Genomic DNA, 23,847 nt, shown 5'->3' with positions numbered 1-23,847 from the left:
CCTAGATATGGCTTACGGGTGAACATGTAGCGTTAGGCAATTTTTTAATATTCAGAACTAAAAAACCCGGTAACAAAATCTGTTACCGGGTTTTTAAAAAGCCTAGGCTTGTTTACTGCTTAAGCTTTCTCTTCCCTGTCAATCTGCGCGCTAAACCGGCAAACATTAACAATAAAATACTACTTAAACCAAAACCTGCACCTTGACGTTCTATTTTCTCTTCAACGGCACTACAATCTTCAAGCTCTCCCGCTATAGGCTTCAAGGTTACTGCACGAACAACATCTTCAAGTAGCTGTGCGCCTTGCTCATCCAGCATTAATTCACCTTTTGAATCACGACGAGGAACTCTGATCAATGCGGTTGCTGAAACTTCATTGGCATCATTAATATCACGTGCTTCAATAATCGTATAATCACTACCACAAGCTAAGAAGTCATTAAGATCGGTAAAAGTTTCACTGGTAATATCATATAAAAAACCATGTGTTCTTCTCGGCGTGCTGGTGTTGTCGTTATGCGTTTCAACCTCACCTTCACCTACTATTTTACCACTTTCATTAATAGCGCGAGCTGTACTCGAACTACCGTTGAAAAAATCTGTTGGTAAAATCATTTCCATCGTTTCAGCATTGGTATCAACATGATAAAACTTAGTTCTTTGGTTACCATTAATAAAAGCATTAACATGCCCTATTGCTATACCTGCATCATTAATGTCATAGGTACGCGAATCAAAGTACTTGCCGTGATCCTCAGTAAAGTCCATAACTTCACCGTTTTTATATACTACTGCATATATACTGCGGCGTTCTCTTGCACTGGGTTCAGTTACATTTTCATTAACCCAGCCATGAGCATAACCAACCGCTACACCTTGATTATTAATCGCTTGAGCATAGTTAGTATATTCACGTACATCATCAACATGAGGAGTAACTAACTGTCCTAATATTTCTGAGCTAATGATACCTTGTTCATCAATTGACCATTTTATTGCTTCAGTATTATAAACCTCAGCAATAATCTGCTGCACACAGACTTTAAACGGTAAATCAGCAAGTATGTCTGGATCAGCACAACCACCGGTTTCATCGTTGATAAAGTCAATGGCATTTTGATCAATACTCGTACTAGCATAACCAACCGCAAAGTGAGATTCACTAATATCTAATATGGCTGATTCACCACCAAAACGTTGATCTTCAGGTAAATCTGTCTCACTAGGAGGAATGATTTCGATGATACTAGCACCACCGTCAGACGAGAAAAAACCACGGGTGGTAAATGCACGTAACCAGTGTGTTACTTCTTCATCATCACTTTTAGTAAAATCAAGCGGTAAGTAAGGCGCTGAGGCATTGCCATATACCCAACCTTCATTGGTAATGCCACTAATGAATTCTTTTGTCGAACGGGTAAGAATATCTGTATTAGGAATATTTTCATCAAATACATTAAATAATTCTGTTTGACCATTAAAGTTAGTCATGGCAAAAACATCACCAACTTCTTGATAAAGGCTATTACCGGCTCTTGAACTTAAAAACCTTATCACCCATGATAGATCATTAGCCGTTGGATTGCCTGCGCGTAAAGCCTCTTCATCTTCAATATTAACTAAGTCGTGCACACCTTCATGACTTCGCTCAGCTAAAATAACGATAAAGTCATAGTCCTCTTCATCAAGATATTGAAACTGAACGGGAAAGTTATAAATGTCAGTGCCAGAAATAGCAGCTTCACCGTTATTATTTTCCTGTTGTGAATAAGTGTATTTTAATGAGGAAACATTACCTTTATCAATAACTTGGTAAGTTGCTGCATTAACCGCGGATAGTCCTAATGCACTAGTGATACCTAATGCTAAAATTGATTTTACAAATTTGTTCATGTAACTACTAAACTCACTTTTGTTATTAATCATCTAATTCTTGCCATCTAGCGTAGGCAACTTCGAGTTTTGACTCATGTATAGCTAACTGGTTCAATATATTATTACTTTGCTCTTGGCTTTGACTAAAAAAGTCAGCGTGATTGACCTTTTCCTGCAAGTCAGCAATTGATGTTTCAAGTTCATCAATAATCCCAGGTAAGTTTTCTAACTCTGTTTTCTCTTTAAATGAGCGTTTTTTCTTAACTGGGGTATTAACCTTGCTCTCGGCTTTTTCAGCCACAGCAACTTTAACAACGGCTTTAGTCGCTGTTTCACGTTGCTTCTCTTTATAAGCTAAGTAATCATCAACATCATCATAGCCACCAACGATTTGTGAAACGTGACCGGTACCATCAAAATACAAGCAACTATTGACACAGTTATTAACAAAGTCGCGATCATGGCTAACTAAAATAACCGTTCCTGCGTAATTTGCAACGACTTCTTCCAATAGCTCTAAGGTTTCAATATCCAAATCATTGGTTGGCTCATCCAAAATCAATAGGTTACTGGGGCGTAAAAATAACCGAGCAAGTAACAAGCGATTTTTTTCACCACCCGATAAGGCTCTAACCGGTGTTCGTGCACGCTTAGGACTAAAAAGGAAGTCTTGTAGGTAACCTAATACATGTCGTGGTTTACCGTTTACCACAACGTCTTGCTTACCTTCACCCACAATTTCTTGCACGGTTTGGTTAAGATCTAAGGCTTCACGATGTTGATCAAAATAAGCGATATCTAAATTAACACCTGAGCGCATTTTACCGCTGGTAGCTTCAAGATTGCCCATAATCATTTTAATCAAGGTCGACTTACCCGTACCGTTTGCACCAATAAAGGCTATACGGTCATTACGGGTGATCAATAAATCTAAATTTTTGATAATAACTTTATCATCAAAAGCGATAGTTATATCTTCCGCTTCAAATACCAGCTTACCTGAACGGTCGCCTTGGGTGATATTCATCGTACTTTGATTGCGAACCTCGCGACGAGCTTGGCGTTCACCTCTAAGTTTCTCAAGTGCTCTTACTCGACCTTCATTGCGTGTACGACGAGCTTTTACACCTTGTCTGATCCACACTTCTTCTTCTGCCAGCTTCTTATCAAATAGCGAGTTTTGTTGTGATTCAACCTGCAAGTCATGCGCTTTTTGCTCTATGTACAGATCATAGTTACCTGGGTAGCTTTTCAAAATACCACGATCAAGGTCGATAATACGTGTCGATACACCACGAATAAATGCTCTATCATGACTAATAAAAAGTATCGTGCCAGCAAAGTCTTTTAAAAATGACTCTAACCATAAAACACTTTTAATATCTAAATGGTTAGTGGGTTCGTCAAGCAATAAAATATCAGGTGCGGTCACTAAGGCCTTAGCTAATGCGACCTTACGTAACCAACCACCTGAAAGGTCACAAATTTTATCATCCGGAATCAGCGCCAAGGTTGTCATCACTTGCTCGATACGTTGTTCATCTTGCCAAGCGTTTGCCACTTCAAGTTGATCTTGAACATTGGCTAATTTATTGAGATTTTTGTCTGATGGGTCTTCAGTAACATCATGAATAATCGCATGATAACGCTTAATTAAATCCGCATTTTCCTTTACACCTTGGGCAATATAATCAAAAACACTGATATCTGAAGTTTCTGGAGGATCTTGCTCTAACATCGCGACTTGCATAGTGCTAGATTTAAGCACTTGGCCATCATCTAAGGTTTGAAAACCCATTAATACCTTCATTAAGGTTGATTTTCCAGCACCATTTCTACCGACTAAACAAATTCGTTCGCCAGTTTGTACACTCAGGTCCGCTTTATCTAAAACTTTGTCTTCGCCGAAGGCTAATTCACCTTGGGAAATACGAATTAATTCCATAAACTACAGTAACTCCAAAACTTGTGCTTGTTCAAATGGCCAAAATAATTTTTCTTGGCTCGAAATACGTTCTAAAACAGGAATGTGAACACGATACAGCGTAACTAGCTTATCGTCATCGAGTATATCGATCACGCAAATATCTGCTGCTGGCATAACGGCTAGGCATAATGCCAAAGCCTCTTCACATAAATGACAGCCTTCGCTGCCATAAAGATTAAATTTTACCGACATATTAACTCACCTTACACCTTACGTGTAATCAACCAACTGTTATGAATATGCTTGTTGCGTTGAAAGTCTTTATCTCGTGTTTTCTCGCTTATTTCTTGCACCTGTAAATTTAAGGCAGAAATAGCGTCAAAATCCATTTTAAAATTACGCTTATTATTGGTAAAAATTAACTCACCACCCGCAGCAAGTGATTTTACTCCATCAGTAATTAAACTAATGTGATCACGTTGCACGTCAAAACTTTCCCCCATGCGCTTTGAATTAGAGAAAGTGGGTGGGTCAATAAACACTAGATCAAATTTTTGCTCATTTTTCTTCAACCATTGCAAACAATCCGCTTGAATAAAGTCATATTTATGACCACTGAGATTATTCAGTACAAAATTATCTTGTGCCCAACTTAAATAAGTTTTCGACATATCAACCGTGGTTACCGTATCCGCGCCATGCAATGCCGCTTGCAAAGAAACCGAACCTGTATAGGCAAACAAATTCAATAATGATTTACCCGCTGATTTTTTCGCAACGATTTGGCGAGTTTTACGGTGATCAAGAAACAGCCCGGTATCTAAATAATCCCAAAGGTTTACTTTTAATTTCGCGCCATATTCATGCACCACCATAGATTTTTTGGTTTGTTCAACCCGTTGGTACTGATCTTTGCCCTTTTGCTTTGCCCGCGTTTTAATAATAACTTTATCGGTGGGCACGCCAAGCACCTTAGGGGCAAAATAAACCACTTCTTGTAATCTTTTCGCCACTTTTTCAGGCTCAATAATGGCGGGCGCCGTATACTCATGAATAACCAAGTGATCGCCATAAACATCAACCGCTACATTATACTCAGGAATATCGGCATCATATAAACGATAACATTCTATGTCTTCTTGCTTAAGCCAGCCTTTCAAGTTTTTCTTATTTTTTAATAAGCGATTACCAAAGTCTGAGTCTTTACCATCAAATTCAGTATCAACATTGCTGCTTGATACTTGCTTATCATCTAAATTATAAAGTGCAAATTGGCAATCTAACGGGCCATTTTTAAACTTATAACGTTTTAAAGTCACCATTTTCATCATGGCTAACAATTCAGCATTGGCGGTTAAAACAGCCACTCGCCAGTTAACAAAATGAGATTTAAACTTCTGCCCTAACAAAGCAAAGCTTTCTACCAGTTCAGGTAATTCACCTATTCGTTCACCGTAGGGTGGGTTAAATAAGATAGTACCTTTAGGACCAAAGGCATTTTTTATGTCATTAGCATTTTTACACGAGAATTCAATAAATCTTTGTACGCCGGCATTTTTAGCATTTTGCTGGGCGGTTTGTAATACTCGGTTATCAAGGTCAAGACCAAACACTTTAGTTTTAAGCTGCGTTAAACCAACATGTGATTGTTCAATGGCAGCAGACCTTGCTGATTTCCAGGCGGCAGGCTGATGCCCTAACCAAAAATCAAAGCCCCATTGCGCTCTATCAATGCCAGGTGCATAACCCGCTGCCATTAATACCGCCTCTATCACTATAGTTCCAGAACCACACATAGGGTCAACTAAAGGCTTAGAGGTATCTTCTAACCAACCAGAACGAGTAATGATAGCGGCCGCTAAATGTTCTTTTAATGGCGCAGCACCCGAATGCTCTCGATAGCCCCTTTTAAATAAACTACGGCCAGAGAAGTCTAAATAAATAACAACTTTTTGCTTTAACAAACGTGCTTGAAAACTTATCTGTGGCGCTGACTTATCAACTGAAGGACGTTCTTGGTTTAAATCGCGAAAATGGTCAACAACCGCATCTTTAACCGTTAAGGCACCAAATTGACTGTTTCTAATTTCATCGCTTGTACCAACAAAATCAATAGCAAAGGTATTATCTACAGAGAACATTTCCGACCAAGTGATTGACTTTGCTACCGCATAAAGCTCATCTTTATTGCTGGCGTCACCTTCAGCCAATTTCAGCAGTATGCGAGTGGATAAGCGACAGCGCAGACAAATGTGATACGCATGTTCAATCGTTGAAGTGAAATAAACGCCCTCAGGCTTTTGAACAACTTGTTCGGCTTTCAAATCTTTAAGTTCTTGCGCCAGTAATATTTCTATACCTGGTGAGGTTAATGCTAAAAATTGCTGCATATAGGTTTCCCAATCTAATTTATGCCGCGATTATAAACAAAGACACGTGCTACTTATAGGCCTTTTACAAATTAGCGCAAACTATCTAACAATATCTGGCAAGTTAAGCGCTGTTTATTTTAAATTCAGCCTGATTTCAACTAATCGTCTGAAATACGAGTCATTCGCGCGCAAAAAAACAACAAGTCATAAATAAATGAAATTAATCGCTAAAAAAAGCATAAAACATGTTGCAAATAAGATGATGTATCCTTATTATACGCCTCGCTTTAAGGCAAGCAGTTAACCGCCAATTTAAAGCATTCTTAAGCTAGAATTAAAACAAGTTGTCTTGGCTAATTTATTAAGCCATTCGGACGCGGGATGGAGCAGTCTGGTAGCTCGTCGGGCTCATAACCCGAAGGTCGTAGGTTCAAATCCTGCTCCCGCAACCAATTCTTAAGTTTGAATTAAAACAACTTGGCTTGTTTAAGTGTTTACTTAAACCATTCGGACGCGGGATGGAGCAGTCTGGTAGCTCGTCGGGCTCATAACCCGAAGGTCGTAGGTTCAAATCCTGCTCCCGCAACCAATTTTATATACCCTTCTAATCTCTCTAAAATCAACGTTATTTTAATCTAACAACGATGAAAACTTCAAATAGCACCTAAATACAGCTAAATCAAAATCATCCTACTGATACCTTAAATTAAATACGCTCACTGCAATTTTTAATAAATACTTTATTAATCACTTGATACTAATATCAAATCATTTTTTTTAATATAAATCACTAAATAAACCTTCAGATAAGGTACTATAAACGGTGAATTTACATAAAGCTGAATAGCTAATAATTAAGAGAATATTTTTTGATGAGCGACGAATTTACTCATATCAATGCTAATGGTGATGCCCATATGGTTGATGTAACTGAAAAAATTGTTACTGAACGTACCGCCATTGCTCAAGCCTATATTGAAATGTCAGCGCAAACCCTCGCGATGATTGTCAAAGGAAAACATCATAAAGGTGACGTATTTGCGACCGCCAGAATTGCTGGCATTATGGCGGCAAAAAAAACCAGTGAGCTTATTCCGCTTTGTCACCCGCTTATGCTGACAAAAATAGCAGTCGACATAATTGCAGAGCCAAAGCAAAACCGGGTAAAAATCACTGCGCTTTGTAAGCTTTCAGGTAAAACAGGGGTAGAAATGGAAGCATTAACTGCCGCTTCAACCGCAGCCCTGACGATTTATGATATGTGTAAAGCGGTACAAAAAGACATGATTATTACCAATATCCATTTATGTGAAAAACAAGGTGGAAAATCAGGCAGCTATCTTCATAACCCTGCGACTAAAGAAAGGAGCTAATCATGATAAAAATTTTGTTTTTTGCTCGCCTACGCGAACAATTATCCACCGATAGCTTGCAAATATCGGCCAGTGAAAATATGACAACAGAGCTAATTCGACAACAACTCGCTAACACAGATGATTTATGGGCCAAGGTTATGTCGGCTGATAGCTTACTTGTTGCGGTTAATCAGCAGATCACCGATTGGTCACATAGTGTCAATGCCGGTGATGAAGTCGCTTTTTTCCCTCCTGTTACCGGAGGCTAATATGATCAACGTACAACAGAATGATTTTGTTGTTGCAGATGAGTATCAAAAACTCGCAGATGACAACCAAGATGGCGCTGTAGTCACTTTTGTTGGTAAAGTCCGAGACTTTAATGAAGGGCTTGGAGTGCAAGGATTATCGCTAGAGCACTACCCTGGCATGACAGAGAAGGTATTGGGTGAAATAGAGGCTGAAGCGCGCGAACACTGGCCGCTTAATAAGGTGACTATTATACATCGTGTTGGCGATCTAACCCTTGGTGAACAAATTGTCTTTATTGGTGTTACGAGTCCACATCGAAAAGCGGCCTTTGCTGCTTGCGAATTTCTTATCGATTTTTTAAAAACCAAAGCCCCGTTTTGGAAAAAAGAGTTAACCAGTGAAGGCAGTAAATGGTTAGAAGCCAAAGCCAGTGACAGTAAAATTTCACAACAATGGTCGACAAAACTAACAAACTAGAAACAATGAGATTATTCATGCTAAAAGCCGGACGTTATCAACACTTTAAAGGTAATTTTTACCAAGTACTACACTTAGCAACGCACAGTGAAACTGAAGAAACTATGGTGGTTTATCAACCTGAATACGGTGAAAGAGCGATTTGGGTTAGGCCCCTTGCTATGTTTGATGAAATTATTGAAAGAGATGGAAAGCAGCTCAAACGATTTCAATATGTTGGTTAAGATAGTTAACTAAAAATGTAAGTTGGACTTTTATCCCATCACGTTAAGTTAAATTTAACTGCCTTGAGCATCAATACGAGCGACCAAAAAATAATACCTGCTGCAAATATTTGTTGGTCCCATCTCGTTAATGGCCCGCTTAACATTTGACAGACTAAAGTCCGTCCTACAAAACACCTAAAAAACAATTACCTAATGCTACATTATCACCCATAGGCTTTATGTCGATTCAATGTAGGTTGGACTTTAGTCCATCAGGTTAAATGAGATTTAACTGTGTTTGTTATAAATGCCGAGCGAAAAAACACCTGCTGTAAATGTTTGTTGGTCCCATCACGTTTATAGCCAGCTTAACAGTTGACAGACTAAAGTCCGTCCTACAAAACACCTAAAAAACAATTACCTAATGCTACATCATCACCCGTAGGCTTTATGTGGGTTCAATGTAGGTTGGACTTTAGTCCATCGGGTTAAATTAAATTTACCTGTGTTTGTTGTAAATGCCGAGCGAAAAAACACCTGCTGCAAATGTTTGGTGGCCCGATCTTGTTAATAGCACGCTTAACAGTTGTCGGACTAAAGTCCAACCTACAAAAAACCGACAGAAAAATCACCTAACGCTAAGGGAAGAAAACAAATTAAGGCTCTATTTGAAAATAATGGATGTTGGATAGACCCGGATTTGAAAATAATGGATGTTGGATAGACCCGGCTAATCCAAAGTGCAGGGTTTACACCACCTAGCATTTACTGTCTTGACTCTATTCATTTATTTAACCCGCATTCCCAATATTTTAATAATATTGCCATTGAAAATGTTAGAGTTGATGTGAACCATAATAACAACACATATTTTTCAGGGTTCATGATGGTTTACTAATAGTGTTTTGTCAGGCTAATTCATCTTTATAGGGACATATAATGTTTAAAGCAAGTAGGGTTGAAAATAGTAACAACGTGCAAGTTCAGCGACTCGAGCTATCGGCTTTTATACCGAAATTTAAGCACTTTATATCTTCAAAAAAATCATTATTAATCCCCGTATTATTATGTCTGGCCTATTACAGCTATTATGTTATTTATAAAACTAATCGTGATCAACAACAAACTCGCCAAATAGTAGCAATACCAAAAATCAATGATATTTATTTGTTTGATTTTCGTATAGTAAGCCATAACCTAAGACCCAATGAAAAATATCGTATTGCCAAAGTAGTTGATATCACGGGTGACATTATTACCTTAGTTTATGGCAGTTTTTATTATCCCAACCAACACGCGACCATCAACAGTATTTATTATGGCCAGCTAACTTATAAAGACTACTTCGAGGCTAAGCGCTTTGATTATAACCATCAAGAAATTCAACAAAAATTGGCTTCCGGTGCTATTTATCAAGCGATGCGACCTATTAACGACAAACTTTTAGGACAGCGCGTAGGGCCTGAGCCAAGAAAATATCGTAGTAATATTTTTATTCAAGGTCGAAGAGAGAATTTAACGGGTGAGGCTTTCCTTAACCAGCGGTTCAGTGAAACCAATTTAAAACAAGCATTTGAGTTATTTACTACCTCTGCAAACTACAACTTTGCACAAGGACAAGTGAACCTTGCACAAATGTATATTAATGGACAATACGTAGAAAAAAACCTTAGCAAAGCACTTTATTGGCTGAATCAGGCGGCACTGCAAAGTCACAAACCGGCCATTTTAAAGTATGAAATTGTCTGTAAACAACTTTCATCTTGCCAAATTTATGACTTTTTTAAAAACCTAGTTGCCACGGGTGTTAATGTTAAAGTACGCAATTTAAGCACTGAACTTACCGTCGAGCACTAATGCTCATGGCACTAATCTACAGTGAGTATTAGTTTGCCAATGTTTTCATTATTCAACATAACCTGATGGGCAACTTCTGCCTCATGCCAGCTATATTCTTGGTAAATAACCGGGCTGATTGAGCCCACTTCAAGGCAATGATAAAAGTCTTGCGTAAATGCTTTAATTAACTGGGTTTTATATTCATTACTTCGGCTACGTAATGTGGTGGCATGTAGGTTTACTCGCTTAGCAAGCATTTTAGCGACATCAATATTTTTCGCAAAACGGCCACCTAGCATAGACAAGATAACAATATGGCCATCTAGCGCACATACCCTAATGTTTTTGTTAACATACTCGCCGGCAACCACATCGATAATAACGTCATAGCTTTGTTTTTGTTGTTCTGCCCAAGTCACAAAGTCAGTTTGGTGATAATTTATCGCTTCATCCGCGCCCAGTGCTTTACAAGCCGCTACTTTGTCTTCATGACCGACAGTAACGGTTACTGAGCAATTAAGTTGTTTAGCTAGTTGAATAGCCGCCGTGCCTACACCACTAGCACCGGCATGAAGAAGTACCTTAGCATTTGGCTGTAAGTCAGCGATGGAAAATAAACATTGATAAGCGGTTAAATAAACTTCGGCTGTTGCCGCGCCTTGGGCATAGCTTAAATTTTCAGGCAGCTTTATTAAGTGATCGGTTTTGACTTTAACGTATTCTGAGTAGGCGCCACCAGGCACAATAGCAAAAACCTTATCGCCAACATTCCAACGGGTTTGTAACCCGCCAATAGCAACAAGTTCACCACAAGCTTCAATGCCGAGTATGCTTGATTCACCAGGAGGAGGTGGATACTGGCCTTTTTTTTGCAAAATATCTGCGCGATTAACACCAATAGCCCTGACTTTGATTAAGCATTCATCGTCACTTATTACTGGCTTATCAATTTCATCTAGACTTAACTGCTGCTGTTCATTAATGGCTATATAACGCAATTTATTTCCTTTTATCCACGGTTTTTTATAATAGCTAGTTTGCCTTAATTAACCTTAAATACCAATGTGATAAAGTTTAGATCAAAATAAAATATCCGCTATGCTTTAATGTGCAGGTTTGTGTACATTGATAAAAATATAAAATTAGCCAATCGAAAAAAAATTATGTTCCTGAAATGGTACTTGCTTAGCGTCAACCTTCACCACTTGTGCTTCTGGAGGACCTTTTGCTAGCCACTTTAGCATTTTATCAATATTTTTCTTTTCACCGCACACTAGCACTTCTACATCGCCATTAGTTAAATTACGCGCGTAACCACTTAAACTATGTTCAATCGCAACCTGTTGGCTAGAAACCCGAAAGTAAACGCCTTGAACCTTGCCACTGACATGTGCCATGTAACTTACATCCATTATTTTTCACCTTAAATTAAGCTTATTGCTATTGTTATTGTTATTGTTAACTTTCATTCCCATCAAAGTTTTGAAATGAAAAATAGTTAAAATTGACCATTGCACCCTCGCCATGCATTGACTACACTCGCGCCATTATTATTGTAATTATAAGTATAGGCCTATGTCAGCAAGAATTTATTTAAAAGTTGCTCGTGAGAAATCATTACGCCGAAAACATCCTTGGATTTTTTCTCAAGCAATTAACAAAATCAAAGGTAACCCATTACTTGGTGACACGGTTGATGTCTATGACAACAAAGGCAACTGGCTCGCTAAAGGCGCATATTCTCCAGAATCTCAAATTAGAATTCGGGTTTGGAGTTTTGATATTGATGAAGAAATTGATAGCAGTTTTTTTCGTAATAAATTGTTAAGTGCGCAAAAAAGACGCGATTGGTTTATCGAAAGAGACGGTTTAACCGGCTATCGACTTATTGCTGGCGAGTCTGATGGCCTGCCTGGTATCACCATAGATAAATACGACAACTTAATTGTTTGCCAATTACTGAGCGCAGGAGCCGACTTGCACCGCTATACCTTAGTTGAATGCCTTAAAGAACTTTATCCGGGTTGCCATATTTATGAGCGTTCAGATGTTGATGTTCGTAAAAAAGAAGGTTTAGAGCCAGTAACAGGTTGGTTAACCGAACCACAAGCGTCAACAGAATGTATTATTGAAGAGTACGGTATTAAAATTCATGTTGATGTGGCTAAGGGTCATAAAACGGGGTTTTATTTAGATCAACGTGAATCTCGTCTTGCCGCAGGTAAGTATGCCCGTGATAAGAGTGTATTAAACTGTTTTTCTTATACCGGCACTTTTGCGCTACATTGTGCAGCGGGTGGCGCTAAAGAAGTCATTAATGTTGATGTGTCTGAATCAGCATTAGACTTAGCTAAGAAAAACGTTGAGCTTAATCAGTTAGAAGATAAAAACATCTCATTCGTTAAAGCGGATGTTTTTAAATTATTGCGTCAATACCGCGAAGAAAAACGTACTTTCGACATGATAATTCTCGACCCACCTAAGTTTGTTGAATCAAAGGCTCAACTGACGGGTGCATGTCGTGGCTACAAAGATATCAATATGTTAGCCATGCAGTTGCTTAACCCTAATGGTATTTTATTAACTTTTTCTTGCTCTGGTTTAATGGAATCAAGTTTATTTCAAAAAGTGGTTGCTGATGGGGCATTAGACGCGAAAAGAAATGCTTACTTTGTTGACCGATTACACCAAGCCGCGGATCATCCGGTATCGTCAAACTACCCTGAAGGTTACTATCTTAAAGGTTTAGTCTGCCAAGTTGAGTAACTTGGCTATATAAAACCATCTTTAGCCACTAGTTATTAGTGGCTAAAGATTAGTAGCTAAACTTTTTTCTAACTACTAATTTCGGCTAATTTAATCGATCTCAGTAATATTAACGCCAATCAGATAACAGTTTGGGCTATCTTCCGTCACTCTCACTACTTTGCCTGTAGCATTTAAGGGTTGCACAGCATTGTTGACCGACTGAACACTGATACGCACCGCTGTATTTATTTCTAATGGGTGCTGCATCTCAATCGCTATACCGGTTGCACTTAAATCACGACATGTGACTAAAGCCTTACTATTAGCTTCATCGTCAATAATGGTCAAGGTTACTTCACTGTTTAACATCATGCGATAAAAATTCCGTTTATCATCGTAATTAGCCATCACTACTCCATTGTGTTTTTATCGTTAGTACGCTTTCACTTATACTTATACTTATGGTAACGATAACTGTCAAACTATTGACTAATATTATGCATGTTCTTTGATGTAGTTCAATATTCTTTTAGCTGAAATTGGAAAAGGTGTTTTTAAATTTTGTGCAAAAAGTGATACCCGCAACTCTTCTATCAGCCAATAACCTTGCATTAAGGCTTTACTTATTGGTTGACCCTTAGGCTGTTGAGCAATGACTGTAGCTAATGATTTTTGTACTTTTTCAAGCTCTAACATTTTCAACCTGTCTTGATTAGGGTCTATTTGTAACTTTTCTAATCGTCGTAACATGGCGCTTAAATAACGGGCAATATCATCCAAACGTTGGTATCCCGCTTTAGTGATAAAGCCCTTAAAAACTAGAGCCTCTAATTGGCTTTTAATATCACCATGAGATTGCACAACATTTAACGACATTTTACCTTTCATTTTTTTGCGTACATCGTGCGCCAGACTTAATACTCGCTCGACTTTAATCGCCGCACTTAAGACACAATCCGCAATTTCTGCACGAACATGTTCTTTACAAGCCTCAAACTCTGCTTGAGCACGAGGTAAGTCGCCGTATTCGCTAACTAAAAATTGACAGCCAGCAACAATGCAGTCATCTAACAAATCAGTTATCGAACCAAAGGGATTAAAATACAGCCCTAATTTAGCTTTATTGGGTAACTTTTCCTGCAAATATTTTATTGGCGACGGTATACTCAGTAAAACAAGTCGACTGACCCCGTCAAGCATGGCTTGTTCAGCTAAACTTTCATGTTCAAATAACTCGATAGCAACAGACTTATTTTTATCCACTAAAGCTGGAAAGGCTTTTATGGTGATATTAGCGACTGTCTTTTCATAGCTTTTTGGCAAGCTTTTAAAGTCCCACTGGTCGATATTACTGCGTTCAATACCTTTGTCAGCGACCTTTTTAATCGACGCTTGCACCTTACCTTGTAAACTGTCTTTTAATTCGTCGAGCTTGCGGCCTTGTTGGATCAATTTGCCATGTTCATTAACAATTTTAAAATTCATCGATAAATGCGGTACTAGCGCTAAACCTTGCCAAGCGTCTTCAGGTAGACGAGCACCGGTCATTCTTAACAACTGTTTTTCAATGGCGGTAGTTAATGCGACATCAGCGTTAGTGATTGCCGCTAAACAAGCTTCGGCGTAATTAGGCGCAGGCACAAAATTACGCCTTAATGCTTTAGGTAAAGCTCGAATTAATGCCGTGATAAGCTCAAGCCGTAAAGCGGGGATCAACCAGTCAAAACCAATATTTTCCACTTGATTTAATATCCCTAGCGGTATCAAAACACTAATACCATCGTCGACATCGCCCGGGTTAAAATGATAACTCAGCGGTAAGGTTAAACTGCCCTGCTGCCAGGTTTCAGGATATTCAGTGGCCGATAACTTAACCGCACTTTCTTTTAACAAAAAGGCTTTGGTAAAGTTTAATAGTTTGGCGTCGGCTTGTTTTTGCTTTTTCCACCATGCTAAAAAGCTGCGTTGACAAGTAATGCTTTCTGGTAGTTTTTCAGTATAAAAGTCGACTAATTTCTGCTCTTCAATCAAAAAATCTCTGCGTCGGGCTTTTTGCTCTAATGCTTCAATTTCATTCACTAATTGACAATTATCTTTTAAAAATCCCTCTTTAATCGTGCTTTCACCATTAACTAACGCCTCGCGGATAAAAATTTCACGACAGGTATCAGGTTCAATTTGATTAAAGTGTACACTACGCTTAGCAACAATAATCAGGCCGTAGAGTGATACTTGCTCAAAGCCCATCACAGCGCCCTGCTTTTTCTCCCAATGCGGTTCACTGTAGCTACGTTTAACTAAATGTTGAGCAAGGGGTTCAATCCACAAAGGGTCAATTTTTGCGGCCATACGGGCAAATAAACGGCTGGTTTCAACTAGCTCTGCCGCCATTAACCATTTAGGCGATTTTTTAGCTAAGGCAGAGCCTGGGAAAATAAAGAAGGTACTGCCACGTGCGCCTTTATATTCTCGGTTTTCATCTTGTTGACCTAAATGACTGAGTAAACCTGACAATATCGCTTGATGCACAATATCTACATTTGGATTAGTGGCGCTTTTTTCAGCTTCTTCTGATAAGTCTACTTCGATGCGGCTCATCGGAATTTTTAACTCGCGTAACGAATGCGTTAGCTGGCTGTAAATGTCTTGCCACTCTCGAATACGCACATAGGACAAGAATTCTTTTTGGCACATGCGACGAAATTGATTGTTGGTTAGTTGCTTTTGTTGTTCTTCAACATAACTCCACAGTTTTAATAAACCAACAAAATCAGATTGTTTGTTCTTAAAGCGGCTATGTTTTTCATCTGCTGCTTGTTGCTTTTCGTGTGGACGTTCACGTGGGTCTTGAATACTTAAGGCACTGACAATAATAAATATTTGTTCAATACAGCCAAAGTCTGCCGCAGTTAAAATCATTTTAGCTAAACGTGGATCAATAGGAAATTTTGCTAACGAGCGCCCTATTGGCGTTAAGGTCACTTTATTTGCTTTCGCGTCTATCGCGGCCAGCTCTTCTAATAATTTCACCCCATCAGTAATATTGCGCTTATCCGGTGGTTGAACAAATGGAAAGTCAGCAATCTCGCCTAGATCTAAGGACAACATTTGCAATATAACGGTCGCTAAATTAGTGCGCAGTATTTCAGGGTCGGTAAATTCAGGGCGGTTTAGAAAGTCTTCTTCTGAATAAAGACGAATACAGACCCCTGACGATACACGGCCACAACGACCAGCACGTTGGTTAGCACTGGCTTGAGAAATAGCCTCTATCGGCAAGCGTTGCACTTTGGTGCGGTAACTATAGCGAGAAATTCTTGCGGTGCCCGGGTCAATAACATATTTAATGCCCGGCACGGTTAAACTGGTTTCAGCAACGTTGGTGGCTAACACGATATTACGGCCAGTATGGGGTTTAAATATTAAATTTTGTTCGGCAACGGTTAAACGAGAGTATAGCGGCAGCACATTAGTGTGGCGTAAGTTTGCTTTTTCTAATGAGCGTGCGGTATCTCGAATTTCTCGTTCACCGTTGAGAAACACTAATATATCGCCACTGTCATCGGTGCCTAACTCATCAACCGCATTAAGAATGCCTGAAATAACATCACCATCATCATTGCTTTCATCACTTGCCTCGTTCAGTGGCCGATAACGCATTTCAACCGGAAAAGTTCGACCCGATACTTCAATAATGGGGGCAGGAACACCAGCAGCACTGGCAAAATGTTGGGCAAACTTTTCAGGATCAATGGTTGCCGAAGTAATGATGATTTTTAGATCAGGACGTTTAGGGAGAATTTGGCGTAAATAACCCAGAATAAAATCAATGTTTAAACTACGTTCATGCGCTTCATCAATGATCAAGGTGTCGTATTGACGTAACAAACGGTCTTTTTGCATCTCTGCCAACAAAATACCGTCGGTCATTAACTTGATATAGCTTTGCTTGCCCACTTGGTCATTAAAGCGCACTTTATAGCCAACGGCGTCACCTAACTTGGTGTTGAGTTCTTCTGCAATACGGTTGGCTACCGTTCTAGCAGCGATACGTCGGGGTTGAGTATGACCAATAATACCGTCAATACCACGGCCAAGCTGCAAACATATCTTAGGAATTTGGGTGGTTTTACCTGAGCCAGTTTCGCCCGCAATAATAACCACTTGATTTTCATCAATAGCTTTAGCAATAACATCAACATTTTGTGAAACCGGTAAAGCTTCCGGGTAACTAAATTTAGGTACGTTAGCGAGACGAAATTGTTTATTTTCTATCGATTGTTCAATCAATGCCGCTATTTGCTGTAAGCTTTTTTCTTGCTTACTCTGGTCAGTAATACTTTTAACACCTAATAAGCGCTTTTTAATGCGCGCTTTATCAGATAATTTAACCTGTTCTAAAAGGTTAAAAAGGGATTTTACGGTGACGTTTTTATTAGCTTTTTTAGTAGCAGTGGAAGTTGCGGTGATTGCAGTAGACAAGACAGACTCAAAACAGATAACAAAAAAGCTATATTAACAGGTAAGCAATAGCAAATGAATAAGTATATACCCGCTCTAATTGAAAATTGCCCGCTTAACGGTTGACAGAGTGAAGATAGACCTAAAAAACAATTGCACAACGCTATCTAATCACCCTTAGGCTCTATGTAGGTTGAACTTCGGTCCATCAAGTTAAATGAAATTTAACTGTGCTTACACATAGCCAAATAAAAAATACCCGCGACAGATCTGAGTTAACCAATCAGATTAACCACTGACTAAACGGTTGACGGACTAAAGTCCGACCTACAAAAAATCGCCAAACGCGACGCAATTACCCATAAGTTTTATCCGGGCCTTTGTAGGTTGAACTTTAGCCCATCAAGTTAAATGCAATTTAACCGTGCTTAACACATAGCCAAATAAAAATACCCACGACAGATCTGAATTAACCCATCAGATTTACCACTGACTAAACGGTTGACGGACTAAAGTCCGACCTACAGAAAGGACAAAAAATAGCGATACGTTGATAATCACCCGTAAAAGCAATTTTAATTAAAGTACTAACTTTCTCTCTAACCCTAAGCAGTTGACTTCATAACCTAACAGCCCTGTTGAGCTATATAGCTCAACATTTACAGTTTTTAGTTTTTGTAAACTATTCACTAACCAAAGCTAATAAGGCCGGTTGTGTCGTGCTTGAAAGCGATTGTTCAATGCTTTTATAAGCGTTAACAAAATCTTTTTTCAAATGTGACTTTAGATGGTATTTAACATTTTTCATTGACTCTTTTTTTAAGACGCAAAAAAGGGCTAATGCATATAAAGTTTCAGGTTCGGTTAATGACGCTTGGCGGTTTAAACTGGCATTATTACAAGCGCCACAACCGCCTTTAAATTGATAAGCTGTATTGGCAAAAATAACACCAAAGCCCATAAAACAAGCGACAAGATCTGTCGCTTGTGGTAAATATTCTTTACCCCCTGGCGGCATAACCTTGTTTGAAATCACCAAAATACTGGCCAGTGTTTGGCTAATAGCGGCAATTAAGTCTTGTGGTTGATTTACTTGGTTGGGGGTAAATCCAAGTATTAAGGCTTCATTGCCATTGCTTATGGCAACCTCAGCATGATCGCCTCTAATAATTGGCCCTAAACTCAAATCTTCAATGGCGGTATTTGATTCCGGTGTAGCTGATGAAAGTTGTATCGGCCACTTTTGCATGCCCGCGTAATTTTTGGTGTTGATGAACATAGCTTGAGCCATTTCATCAATACTGCTAACTTTGCCAGGATAAAACTCATTGGTCGGTAGTATTAAACGACTATCATTTTTAAGCACATTAATTTCAAAATTTTCAATGGCCCATGCAAAGGTATCAAATATCCAGTTTTGGGTATTTTCATCAATAATTTCTTTCGGACTAAACAGTTTTACTAACATAATTTATACTACTTTTTAAATCTTTACTCTTTGATTTTATGGGTTATCAAGTTAACAACACTACAAATAAAATCAAAAGTTAACATGGGTTATAACCCACAGGTTAATGCTTCACTTTCATCAGTTAAAGGCCTTAAACGCCTAATTTTTCACATCTTGAGCCAAGGCCCATTGCCAAGCTTTAGTATTGTATAAAGGCACAGTTGATAATGAATGGTGATGACTACCAGACGACTCTTTCGTTGAATAAGACAGGTAAATAAGGCTTTTATTTTCAGCATCATAAATACGTCTGACTTTTAAGCTTTTAAATAAAATACTTTTTGACTCTTTAAAGACTACTTCCCCATTTTTTGAGCGATCAATTTTTGCTAAAGCTTGCGCGGATATCTCACCCGTTTGTCGACAGGCAATACTCATATCTGATGGATCAGAAAAATCTAAATCGGCTTCAACATGACTAATATGACAGGTTACCCCAGTGACAATCGGGTCTTGCTTAGCGTTGATAACCACGTCTTTTGTGGTAAATAATCCCAGGCTAACTTTACCCACGTCATCTGAACAGCCGACAAGTACCATAGCGATAGATAAGCCTAGCAAGCTTTTCAAGTGGCTTATGTGAGGCCCATTAATAAAGCGCCTTGAGGTAATTTCTCCTTTCGACGTCACGCTATTTTTTGCCACGACTATTTTTTTTGAAACCAATCTATTTTTTGAAACCAATCTGTTTTTTGAAATAAGTCTCGTATGCAAAGTCATCAATTTGTTAATCATCTTTAAATATCCCAATAAATTCTGCACCATTTGACGATTTACTCGCACGATACATACCTGTGCTATTGAATGGCATAGTAATATTACCCGCCGTATCAATCGCGATAATACCACCTGAGCCTCCCGCTTTAACTAAAACATCATTTATCACTACGTCTGCGGCTTTCTCAAGACTAATGCCCTGATACTGCATACGAGCACAGATATCTGCGGCGACATGATAGCGAATAAAATATTCACCGTGACCTGTTGCTGAAACAGCACAGCTGTCATTATTCGCGTATGTACCCGCACCAATAATGGGTGCATCACCAATACGCCCAAAACGTTTCGCGGTCATGCCGCCTGTGCTAGTCCCTGCTGTTAATGTCCCTGATTTATCCAGTGCCACCGCGCCCACTGTGCCAAATTTATATTCATTACCCAGTGTTTGATGAGCAGCTTGAAAGTTTTTCAGCGCTTTTTCTTGCTCTTCTAACTGCTTTTTAGCTTTTAATAACGACTGGTATCTTGCATCTGTATCAAAATAGCTATTTTCAACACTTGCTAAGCCTTGTTGTTTCGCAAAAACTTCCGCCCCTTCGCCACTGAGCATGACATGAACCGACTTTTCCATCACGGCTTCAGCTAACGCTATTGGGCTTTTGATGGTTTTCACTCCTGATACAGCGCCGGCATTTAAGGTTTTACCGTTCATTATCGAGGCATCAAGTTCATGCTCGCCATCAAAAGTGTAAACTGCGCCCTTGCCGGCATTGAACAATGGCGAATTTTCTAATATTTGAATAGCGGCAATAACAGCCGCTTGACTAGATTTTCCATCTGCTAACAGAGCATAACCGGCATCACGCGCTTGTTTTAACTTAGTTTCATAGGCGTTACGCTTTTCTGTAGTCATTTTACTTTTATTTATTGTGCCTGCGCCGCCGTGTATAGCGATAGCAAAAACCGGCTCTTGGTGAGCTTGCGCAGCAGCATGCATAAACAGCGGCACGCTTGCTAAGGTTAAAACAGTTGAGAACAATAATTTGTTTTTCATGTGATTTCGCCGTAATTTTTAATGTTATATCGCTGCAACGCTTTGTATAATATTGCCACAATAATTAGGTGCTAATAATATGCTAACCCTATCGGCTAACGATCTCAGCTAACAATGTGCGATAAATTCTCTACTTTTACAAGTTTTCAGCCCAGACAAAGCTAACTCAATGTAGACATTAATAAACGCTTTCGCTATGGTACTGGTCATACCATCAAATAACGTTAGCATAATATTTATAGCCTAATAGGCTATTGAGCTAGGACAGCCATGACTGAGCAACGCGTAAGTGTAGAGATCACCCATAATATTGCCCACGTTAAACTTAATCGTGCGGATAAGCTTAATGCCTTAGATATGCCCATGTTTATCGCCATTCGACAGACCATCAAAACACTGGGTAAAAATCGTGATATTCGTGCGGTTATTTTATCAGGTAATGGTGACGACTTTTGCTCTGGCTTAGATGTTAAATCTATTATGAAATCGCCAATGAGCATGATCAAACTGCTATTTAAGGTCTTACCTTGGCATGCCAACTTAGCGCAAGTAGTGTCTACCGGTTGGCAGGATATTCCCGTACCCGTTATTTGCGCTATTCATGGCAGATGTTGGGGCGGCGGTTTACAAATAGCCTTAGGAGCAGATTTTAGGTTTGCTACACCAGACAGCTCATTATCTATTCTAGAAGGTAAATGGGGCTTAATACCTGATATGGGCGGCACAATAGCATTGCGCGACCTCCTCGCGATTGATCAAGCAAAAAAGCTCGCTATGACAGCAGAAGCGTTGACCGGCCAACAGGCGCTGGCCTTAAATTTAGTCACTGAAATCACAGCAAGCCCTCTAGCCGATGCACAAGCCTTCGCCCTGGCTTTAATGCAACAATCACCTGACGCGATCGCAGCCAATAAAAAGCTTTATAACAAGAGTTGGCAAGGTAGCAAAGGTTGGGCGTTATTTAGTGAATCTTATTATCAAATTAGAATTTTAATGGGTAAAAATGTTCATCGAAAAATTTATAATCAAACTCATAAAACTGAACAGCACAAGCCCTTTGTAGCGCGTAAAAAGTGGTAAAGTTCGCTGATTTTTTGTCGTTCGGATTTCAGTCCGTTAACTGTTAAACGAGTGATTAATCTGATGGACCAAAAAAATCTGCAGCTGTGTATTTTTTATCGCTCAGTCTCTATGCCAACAGGGTTAAATTCCATTTAACTTGATGGACTAAAGTCCAACCTACATAAGGCCTACGGGTGATAATGTCACGTTTAGTGATCATTTAGCGTTGGGTGATTTTTGTAGGTCGGACTTTAGTCCGTCAATCGTTAAGCGAGTGATTAATCTGATGGACCAACAAAAATCTACAGCTGTGTATTGTTTTATCGCTCTGTACCTATGCCAACAGGGTTAAATTTCATTTAACTTGATGGACTAAAGTCCAACCTACATAGTACCTACGGGTGATTGTATCGCCTTGAGTAATGTTTTGTAAGTCGGTATTTAGTCGGTTTTAACTTTGCTAATTTTGTGCACTTGTTAATAATTTATAGCTTATTATGAGCCACTATCAGTAACGCTATTAGCAGCACTATCACCAACACTTTCAGGCGATTTTTCCGCGCAATCAGCTAAATGAGTTTCAGCTTCTTTTTCTGCAACAGCCACCCGGTCGGCCTTAGAAACATACTTAGGCTTGCTTGAGTTTTGCAGCTTAGCATTCATTTTCTTAATTTTTGATTTTAAGGTTTGGTTAATTTTCTTTTTACGATTCATATAACTTGTTTGCTTCTCTATGACTATCAAGGATGTACTATAAAAATGTACTGTAAAATCGTTACGATGAACACGGCACTCATATCAAAGCCACTAATCTAAGCTAAGCATTATGCCCGCTAAGTTAACACCAGAGATACATGCCTCGTTATTTCAGTAACGGATGATCTGCGGGTAACTGTTTGGCAATCCATAACGATAACTTATGTTTCATGCTGGCCAAGTCTTCAGCATCTTTTGGCAAAGGTTGAATAAGTTTATCATTGACCAATAATCGATATAAGCTTTCAATTTTGTCCTTTGCGGCGTTAGTGGTTGAAAAGCCTTTATAGCCACGATTTTTCGCGTAACCTTCACCAATAACAATGGCTTTTTTCAATAATTCAGCTTCATTTTTTAACTTCTTCATGCGCGGTATATTTTCCTGTATTTTTATTCAATAACAAGCTCAGGTGTAACCTTAAGATCAAAAATGAGCCTTGTTCATAGTGCGTGATCATTTAATTAGTTCGTACAATTTACCGCACTGATATTAAAACCCTTACTATAAATTATGCTACGGCCTTATTAAGGTAAAAGACTACTGCTTAGACTAGGATATTGCGACCTAACCTAAGCTATAAGCTAACCTCTCATGACATATCACTCACATGGGTATTTTAGTAATCTGCCAACAGTGATTTATTAAACTGATCAGTAGAGAGTGTTAAATTTTTATTTTCTATTCGCGTATTCAACTCACTAATATCTTTATCAAGTTTAGACATGGTTAAGGTGTTGTCATCTAATAAATAAATTTGCTTTAAACTGGCATAATAAAAATTTAAAATAATCAGTGCATTAACATTGTCATTGGCAGCGGCGGCTTTTATTTTTTTCAGTTTACGATATATCGCGTTTTGTTGCTGCTTAATTTGCCAAACATAATACACTTCACTAAAAAATGCACTGGCTCGTAGGCGATGCAAAGCAAAAACACAGGTTAATAATGCCAATAATACCCCAATAAAATTATACCTAAAATTACTTTCTGATGCGGCGCCATCCTTTGTCAACTCAGCTGCCGCTTTAACTGCGGGCTCTGGGCTTATATTGCCAACATCAGCAAATAGCATGATCAAAGCTTGTCCATAAGCCAAAGCTAAAATAAGCAAACTGGCAATAAAGCTGACAATAATAATATTGAGGTGTTTACGGTAAACGGGTTTTTCAATGTCTTTTAATTTCATTTCTTAACTTACTTCTATAATTTCAATAAAGATGAACAACTAGGG

21 protein-coding genes and 2 tRNA genes are annotated in these 23,847 nt (G+C 38.9%); 9 read left to right on the top strand and 14 right to left on the bottom strand.

All coding sequences use genetic code 11. The features are described from left to right. Window positions 1–112: 112 nt before the first annotated feature. The 4 genes from H4J54_RS15765 to rlmKL are packed head-to-tail and all read right to left on the bottom strand — an operon-like array spanning window position 113 to window position 6,193. Window positions 113–1,894 (bottom strand): DUF3466 family protein, encoded by a 1,782-nt coding sequence (locus tag H4J54_RS15765; protein ID WP_182191949.1) that lies wholly within the window; start codon window positions 1,892–1,894, stop codon window positions 113–115. Between the two features lie 25 nt (window positions 1,895–1,919). Continuing rightward, on the bottom strand, window positions 1,920–3,821 hold the full coding sequence (locus H4J54_RS15760; protein WP_182191948.1) for an ATP-binding cassette domain-containing protein: 1,902 nt from the start codon (window positions 3,819–3,821) through the stop codon (window positions 1,920–1,922). A gap of 3 nt (window positions 3,822–3,824) precedes the next feature. Continuing rightward, complete coding sequence (locus tag H4J54_RS15755; protein ID WP_182191947.1) at window positions 3,825–4,055, bottom strand: glutaredoxin family protein; 231 nt, start codon at window positions 4,053–4,055, stop codon at window positions 3,825–3,827. 11 nt (window positions 4,056–4,066) lie between these two features. Continuing rightward, window positions 4,067–6,193: a bifunctional 23S rRNA (guanine(2069)-N(7))-methyltransferase RlmK/23S rRNA (guanine(2445)-N(2))-methyltransferase RlmL gene (rlmKL, locus tag H4J54_RS15750; protein ID WP_182191946.1), complete on the bottom strand. Its 2,127-nt coding sequence runs from the start codon at window positions 6,191–6,193 to the stop codon at window positions 4,067–4,069. A 357-nt stretch (window positions 6,194–6,550) separates the two neighbouring features. Here rlmKL and H4J54_RS15745 point away from each other — a divergent pair. The 7 genes from H4J54_RS15745 (at window position 6,551) to H4J54_RS15715 (ending at window position 10,322) form a co-directional block, all read left to right on the top strand. Then, window positions 6,551–6,627 (top strand) — tRNA-Met (locus tag H4J54_RS15745). Between the two features lie 60 nt (window positions 6,628–6,687). Beyond that, window positions 6,688–6,764, top strand: a tRNA-Met gene (locus tag H4J54_RS15740). A gap of 283 nt (window positions 6,765–7,047) precedes the next feature. Then, window positions 7,048–7,548 (top strand): cyclic pyranopterin monophosphate synthase MoaC, encoded by a 501-nt coding sequence (moaC, locus tag H4J54_RS15735; RefSeq protein WP_182191945.1) that lies wholly within the window; start codon window positions 7,048–7,050, stop codon window positions 7,546–7,548. 2 nt (window positions 7,549–7,550) lie between these two features. Beyond that, on the top strand, window positions 7,551–7,799 hold the full coding sequence (moaD, locus tag H4J54_RS15730; RefSeq protein ID WP_182191944.1) for a molybdopterin synthase sulfur carrier subunit: 249 nt from the start codon (window positions 7,551–7,553) through the stop codon (window positions 7,797–7,799). Between the two features lies 1 nt (window position 7,800). Next, window positions 7,801–8,259: a molybdopterin synthase catalytic subunit MoaE gene (moaE, locus tag H4J54_RS15725; RefSeq protein WP_182191943.1), complete on the top strand. Its 459-nt coding sequence runs from the start codon at window positions 7,801–7,803 to the stop codon at window positions 8,257–8,259. Window positions 8,260–8,276: 17 nt separating this feature from the next. Further along, entirely contained in the window at window positions 8,277–8,483 is a 207-nt protein-coding gene (locus tag H4J54_RS15720; RefSeq protein WP_182191942.1) for a DUF1653 domain-containing protein, read from the top strand. Window positions 8,484–9,404: 921 nt separating this feature from the next. Continuing rightward, window positions 9,405–10,322 carry a tetratricopeptide repeat protein gene (locus tag H4J54_RS15715; protein ID WP_182191941.1) on the top strand — a complete coding sequence of 306 codons (918 nt, stop codon included), beginning with the start codon at window positions 9,405–9,407 and terminating at the stop codon, window positions 10,320–10,322. Between the two features lie 11 nt (window positions 10,323–10,333). On the opposite strand, the gene H4J54_RS15710 is transcribed toward H4J54_RS15715, so the two are convergent. Both H4J54_RS15710 and H4J54_RS15705 read right to left on the bottom strand, forming a co-directional pair. Further along, window positions 10,334–11,302, bottom strand: a complete 969-nt coding sequence (locus H4J54_RS15710; RefSeq protein ID WP_182191940.1) for an NAD(P)H-quinone oxidoreductase — start codon at window positions 11,300–11,302, stop codon at window positions 10,334–10,336. Between the two features lie 144 nt (window positions 11,303–11,446). Beyond that, complete coding sequence (locus H4J54_RS15705) at window positions 11,447–11,716, bottom strand: acylphosphatase (protein WP_182191939.1); 270 nt, start codon at window positions 11,714–11,716, stop codon at window positions 11,447–11,449. A gap of 163 nt (window positions 11,717–11,879) precedes the next feature. Here H4J54_RS15705 and H4J54_RS15700 point away from each other — a divergent pair, with 163 nt between their 5' ends. After that, complete coding sequence (locus H4J54_RS15700) at window positions 11,880–13,070, top strand: class I SAM-dependent methyltransferase (RefSeq protein ID WP_182135525.1); 1,191 nt, start codon at window positions 11,880–11,882, stop codon at window positions 13,068–13,070. Between the two features lie 90 nt (window positions 13,071–13,160). Here the strand turns inward: H4J54_RS15700 and H4J54_RS15695 are convergent, their stop codons facing one another. The 5 genes from H4J54_RS15695 to H4J54_RS15675 form a co-directional block, all read right to left on the bottom strand. Next, on the bottom strand, window positions 13,161–13,460 hold the full coding sequence (locus H4J54_RS15695) for a PilZ domain-containing protein (RefSeq protein WP_182191938.1): 300 nt from the start codon (window positions 13,458–13,460) through the stop codon (window positions 13,161–13,163). Window positions 13,461–13,547: 87 nt separating this feature from the next. After that, entirely contained in the window at window positions 13,548–17,534 is a 3,987-nt protein-coding gene (gene hrpA, locus H4J54_RS15690) for an ATP-dependent RNA helicase HrpA (protein ID WP_220464313.1), read from the bottom strand. 661 nt (window positions 17,535–18,195) lie between these two features. Then, window positions 18,196–18,981, bottom strand: coding sequence for a hypothetical protein (locus tag H4J54_RS15685; RefSeq protein ID WP_182191937.1), 786 nt, complete (start codon window positions 18,979–18,981; stop codon window positions 18,196–18,198). A 141-nt stretch (window positions 18,982–19,122) separates the two neighbouring features. Then, window positions 19,123–19,563, bottom strand: a complete 441-nt coding sequence (locus tag H4J54_RS15680; RefSeq protein WP_182135554.1) for a CreA family protein — start codon at window positions 19,561–19,563, stop codon at window positions 19,123–19,125. A 187-nt stretch (window positions 19,564–19,750) separates the two neighbouring features. Then, entirely contained in the window at window positions 19,751–20,797 is a 1,047-nt protein-coding gene (locus H4J54_RS15675; RefSeq protein WP_182191936.1) for an isoaspartyl peptidase/L-asparaginase family protein, read from the bottom strand. A 270-nt stretch (window positions 20,798–21,067) separates the two neighbouring features. Between H4J54_RS15675 and H4J54_RS15670 the strand changes: the two genes are divergently transcribed. Then, window positions 21,068–21,877, top strand: a complete 810-nt coding sequence (locus H4J54_RS15670; RefSeq protein ID WP_182191935.1) for a crotonase/enoyl-CoA hydratase family protein — start codon at window positions 21,068–21,070, stop codon at window positions 21,875–21,877. A 477-nt stretch (window positions 21,878–22,354) separates the two neighbouring features. Here H4J54_RS15670 and H4J54_RS15665 read toward each other — a convergent pair whose 3' ends face one another. The 3 genes from H4J54_RS15665 to H4J54_RS15655 form a co-directional block, all read right to left on the bottom strand. Continuing rightward, on the bottom strand, window positions 22,355–22,573 hold the full coding sequence (locus H4J54_RS15665) for a DUF2986 domain-containing protein (RefSeq protein WP_182191934.1): 219 nt from the start codon (window positions 22,571–22,573) through the stop codon (window positions 22,355–22,357). A 148-nt stretch (window positions 22,574–22,721) separates the two neighbouring features. Next, complete coding sequence (locus tag H4J54_RS15660; protein ID WP_182135519.1) at window positions 22,722–22,982, bottom strand: DUF5062 family protein; 261 nt, start codon at window positions 22,980–22,982, stop codon at window positions 22,722–22,724. A gap of 250 nt (window positions 22,983–23,232) precedes the next feature. After that, a complete protein-coding gene (locus H4J54_RS15655; protein WP_182191933.1) occupies window positions 23,233–23,802 on the bottom strand; it encodes a DUF3087 family protein in 570 nt (189 codons plus the stop codon). Window positions 23,803–23,847 lie beyond the last annotated feature (45 nt).

This window comes from Colwellia sp. MB3u-8 (assembly GCF_014076985.1).
Lineage (GTDB): Bacteria > Pseudomonadota > Gammaproteobacteria > Enterobacterales > Alteromonadaceae > Cognaticolwellia.
This window is presented reverse-complemented; position numbering and strand designations above follow the sequence as displayed.